The organism is Bacillus cereus (assembly GCF_002564555.1).
Lineage (GTDB): Bacteria > Bacillota > Bacilli > Bacillales > Bacillaceae_G > Bacillus_A > Bacillus_A cereus_K.
The window spans coordinates 1-3,881 of record NZ_NUVD01000087.1; the positions used below are offsets into that span (position 1 = coordinate 1).

A 3,881-nucleotide genomic window follows, 5' to 3' on the forward strand; every position below is an offset into this window, starting at 1 on the left:
TTAGCTTGATAGTGATGTGGCGGGACCCCTATATGTAGTGTAAATCTCGATAGAGATTATAACTCAGCTATCAATATCAAAAATGAAGCATTACGCTTATTAGCGTTAGCATAAATGACAGTAAAATAACCTTTGGAACAAGGGAGTTAGCTCGGCTGTCTTAGGACTAATTCGTTAGCTATCAAAAGTAACGTCTAACCGAGAAGCCCTCACTTCAAGTAAGATCGTAAGAGCTACTAAGTGGCGAGTAGTTCACGAGAAGGACTTATATCCCTATATAAGTCATAGGGGATTGTTTGCATATTGACTTTAGTTTTATGTACAATAAAGGTAAAGATATAGTCTGAAACAGGAAGAGGAAAACCATGTCCAATTCATTAGTAAATTTACGTATCGATTTTGCATTTAAGCAGTTATTTGGCACAAATGGGAATGAAGATATTTTAGTCGCCTTTTTAAATGCCATATTAAAAGATTCTTTAGAATCACCTATTGTTGCTCTACAATTAGAAGATCCACATTTGCATCGAGAATATGAAGAAGATAAATTATCAATTTTAGATATTTCAGCTACATTAAATACAGGAACAAAGGTAAATGTAGAAATACAATTGAATAACAATCACGATATGATCAAACGAAGCTTATATTATTGGGGAAGGTTATACACCTCTCAATTGCAAAAAGGAATGCCTTATAGCTCACTTCATAAAACAATTACCATAAACTTGTTAAACTTTGTGATGTTTCCAGAATATGAAGCGTTTCATACAACAGGAATCCTTTGGAATCAGCAACAACAAAAGTTATTAAGTGACGATATCGAAGTTCATATTGTAGAGATTCCAAAGTTACTACAGCAATGGCGTGAAGAGAAAGTTAATCCATGGGAAGACTCGTTTGTTCGTTGGTTATTATTATTACCAGCGAATGAAGATGAGTATCTCACACAAACATTGGAGGACATTGCCATGAACCAAGATCCGATTTTACAAAAAGCAATGAATAAGTGGGAACGTATGAGTCAAGATTCTTCTTTCCGTCAAGCATATGAAGCAAGAGAAAAGGCCTTAATGGATGAGGCTGCAAAGTTTGCTCATGCTCGTAATGAGGGGAAAAAAGAAGGAATTCAAGAAGGGGTTCAGCAAGGAAAAATACAGATGATTAAAGGTATGCATGAACTTGGTGTACCACTTGAAACGATTGCTAAAGCCAGTAAATTAGGAATAGATGAAGTTGAACGTATTTTAGAACAAAAATAATCAACATCAAAAAAAGAATCTCTTAATTTTAAAAGAGTAATCCCAACCGTTATAAAAACAACAAATTAAATTTTTACAAAAGAAAACAACCTGTTTTTATACAGGTTGTTTTCTTTTATAGGATAAAACAAAGAAAGAGTGGAAAAAATGCACAAACTTCTACGGCACAAGAAGTAAAATGATCAAAGAAAACTAAAAATTCTGATTTCTTATTAGGTAAGGGTTTTTGTTTTCTCTTTCTTTGTTGTTATGAGTATAGCATTAAAAACGACATAAATCAACAAAAAATCTCATAATTCTTATTCTTTCGACATTATACCATAATTCCTTTGTGAATCTTTATATATATATATGTATAATTATATTTAAAGTCATAACTTTTAGAATTGAGGTGACCATCATGAGAAGTTTCGGTTCATTAGTAATTTCTACTATATGCTCAGTAATTCTTGTAATCTCGAGCGCCTACTCCTTCTATGATAAATTCACAACTGGAGGTACATATTATTGGGTTAGCGGCATCATAGGCATCATATTCCTTCTATTCTTTATCGCAAACATGCGAGATATCATCAATAAGAATTATAGAACTTCAACAGACTAGGAGTGAATACATATGTGGAAAAAGATTCATAATTACAAGTTTCATTTAAAAGATTTGAAATTTATGCTCTGGCTGTTCCTTGTCATTGGTTTCTTATATGCTTATGAATTCTTCTCAGGACTAATGTTCCACCAGGAGTTTCGCTGGCTTAAATTAATATGCACGATAATAATGATCCTGGCATTTAGAGATACTAGAAAGAAGCTTAAAAACAACGATTATAGAACGGCATAATGTAAAAGGAATCCTTTATGGGTTCCTTATTCTACGGAAAAATCTCGGCTGAATCCTATTATAATTTTATAAAAGTATAAAATTATAAATCACCCCAAAACTTCTTTTTCAACCTAGCTGCTGCTATTTCTTCCTGGGCTATTCGATTTACTCGAAGTGAAAACAGATTAAAAATCAACACTTAATATGTAGTTTTTATATACCTACAGGTTTTCAATTATTTTAAGTAGAAAAGGAGGATTTATAATGAGGATAAACGAGGAATCATATTATACACATGAATATATCTTACGAGTTAAATCCACTAAATCTATCAAGATTGAACCCTGGCGCTCATTAAAAGAAGAAATGCTAGTCTTGGTCATAAAAAACAGTAACATCTTTCAAATTAAATAGGAAAAAAATGAATCCTAACAAAAAATAACATAGCACTATACCGACCTTATTTAAAGTACCTTTGCTCACATTATATTTGATAAAAGTTAAATGTAAAGGAATGCAAGTATACTGATCTATACTGCATTCCCTTATTTTAATTGTATGTCCACTATATTTTTATTCTTCCTTTTCCAAAATTAAACAACTAACATCCAAATTTCTTATTTTTCACCTCTTTCTAGATCCACTCCACTGTAATAAAAACTCTTCATTAAATGTCCAAACTATTAGCTATCCCCCCTAAACAACAATAATTTTTAAAATAGTAATCCCAACTGTTATAAAAAAAATTAAATCTTTACAAGAGAAAACAAATTGGATTAAAACAGGTTGTTTTCTTTTATAGGGAAAAACAAAGAAAGAGTGGAAAAGTAATACACAAACGTGTAAATCACATGGAGTAAACTAATAAAAAGAATGAAAATTCAGATAAATTAATCGCTAAGGGTTTTCGTTTACTCTTTCTTTGTTGTTATGAGTATAACATTAAAAATAACATAAATCAACAAAAAAATACAAAATTCTGATAAATTCGACATTTTATTCGTAAGTTAACATAACACCACTTATCAGCATTCAATGTATCTCTAAACCTAAAAAAAGTCCTTTCAGAAACAAACTGAATGGACTTTTCGTTCACAAAATTAAGTCTTATGAGATTTTGAAAATAGACAATCGTGCGTCTACTTGATTACTACCTGTATTACCTCCTATTGTAATTGGCTGCCCACTAATATTAATAAGAGTAATGGTTCTGGTGCAAAAAGATGATAAATAAAACAAGATCAAAGATTCCTAACGGAATCATCTGTTAAACGGTTAATCCAAACAGCTGGTTAATAAACATATTCTGATTTTGGACAGACTATCCCTTAAATCAATTTGATCCTTTTTTACCATATACATCACTTCTCCCCCTCAATATAGAGGTTGATGTTTTGTATAATTTAAATCCCAACATAGTAGAGAAGCATAGAAAAATAGCGGATACAAATAGTGGCTAAATTTGAATCAGAACACTATTAAAAAGCACTCCAGTATATGGAGTGCTTTTTAGGTGAATCCCTGTTAATTTATCAATTCGTGCTATTTTTAGTATTTTTTTTACGTCTATTGAAGAAGAATAAACTACTTCCTAATGCGGTTAATAAGGCACCTAGTGATGCTAGCATTGAGCTCTCATTTTGTCCACCAGTCTGTGGTAGATGATTACCTGGGTTACTGTTTGTTCCACCGTTCGAACCATTATTTGAGCTATTGTTCGACTCTGATTCTGCATCAGAGTCGCTGTCTGAGTCACTATCGGAATCAGAATCGCTGTCAGAATCAGAATCGCTATCAGA

At 31.9% G+C, this 3,881-nt stretch carries 4 protein-coding genes and 1 pseudogene; 4 read left to right on the plus strand and 1 reads right to left on the minus strand.

The features are described 5' to 3' along the window. Window positions 1-30: 30 nt before the first annotated feature. The 4 genes and pseudogenes from COI75_RS26625 to COI75_RS27410 all read left to right on the plus strand — a co-directional run. Window positions 31-114: pseudogene (locus tag COI75_RS26625) on the plus strand (RNA-guided endonuclease InsQ/TnpB family protein); the annotation flags it as partial. A 251-nt stretch (window positions 115-365) separates the two neighbouring features. Next, complete coding sequence (locus COI75_RS19480; protein WP_000071773.1) at window positions 366-1,262, plus strand: Rpn family recombination-promoting nuclease/putative transposase; 897 nt, start codon at window positions 366-368, stop codon at window positions 1,260-1,262. A gap of 400 nt (window positions 1,263-1,662) precedes the next feature. After that, complete coding sequence (locus tag COI75_RS27405; protein ID WP_080013425.1) at window positions 1,663-1,866, plus strand: hypothetical protein; 204 nt, start codon at window positions 1,663-1,665, stop codon at window positions 1,864-1,866. A gap of 12 nt (window positions 1,867-1,878) precedes the next feature. Next, a complete protein-coding gene (locus COI75_RS27410; protein ID WP_000265540.1) occupies window positions 1,879-2,100 on the plus strand; it encodes a hypothetical protein in 222 nt (73 codons plus the stop codon). A 1,514-nt stretch (window positions 2,101-3,614) separates the two neighbouring features. On the opposite strand, the gene COI75_RS19495 is transcribed toward COI75_RS27410, so the two are convergent. Further along, window positions 3,615-3,881, minus strand: a 267-nt coding sequence (locus COI75_RS19495; RefSeq protein ID WP_141535142.1) for an LPXTG cell wall anchor domain-containing protein, incomplete at its 5' end; no start/stop codon positions are given.

Excerpts from the sequence above, each read along its gene's own strand:
- COI75_RS19480 (WP_000071773.1), top strand. The coding sequence starts at position 366 with ATGTCCAATTCATTAGTAAATTTACGTATCGATTTTGCATTTAAGCAG.
- COI75_RS27405 (WP_080013425.1), top strand. The coding sequence starts at position 1,663 with ATGAGAAGTTTCGGTTCATTAGTAATTTCTACTATATGCTCAGTAATT.
- COI75_RS27410 (WP_000265540.1), top strand. The coding sequence starts at position 1,879 with ATGTGGAAAAAGATTCATAATTACAAGTTTCATTTAAAAGATTTGAAA.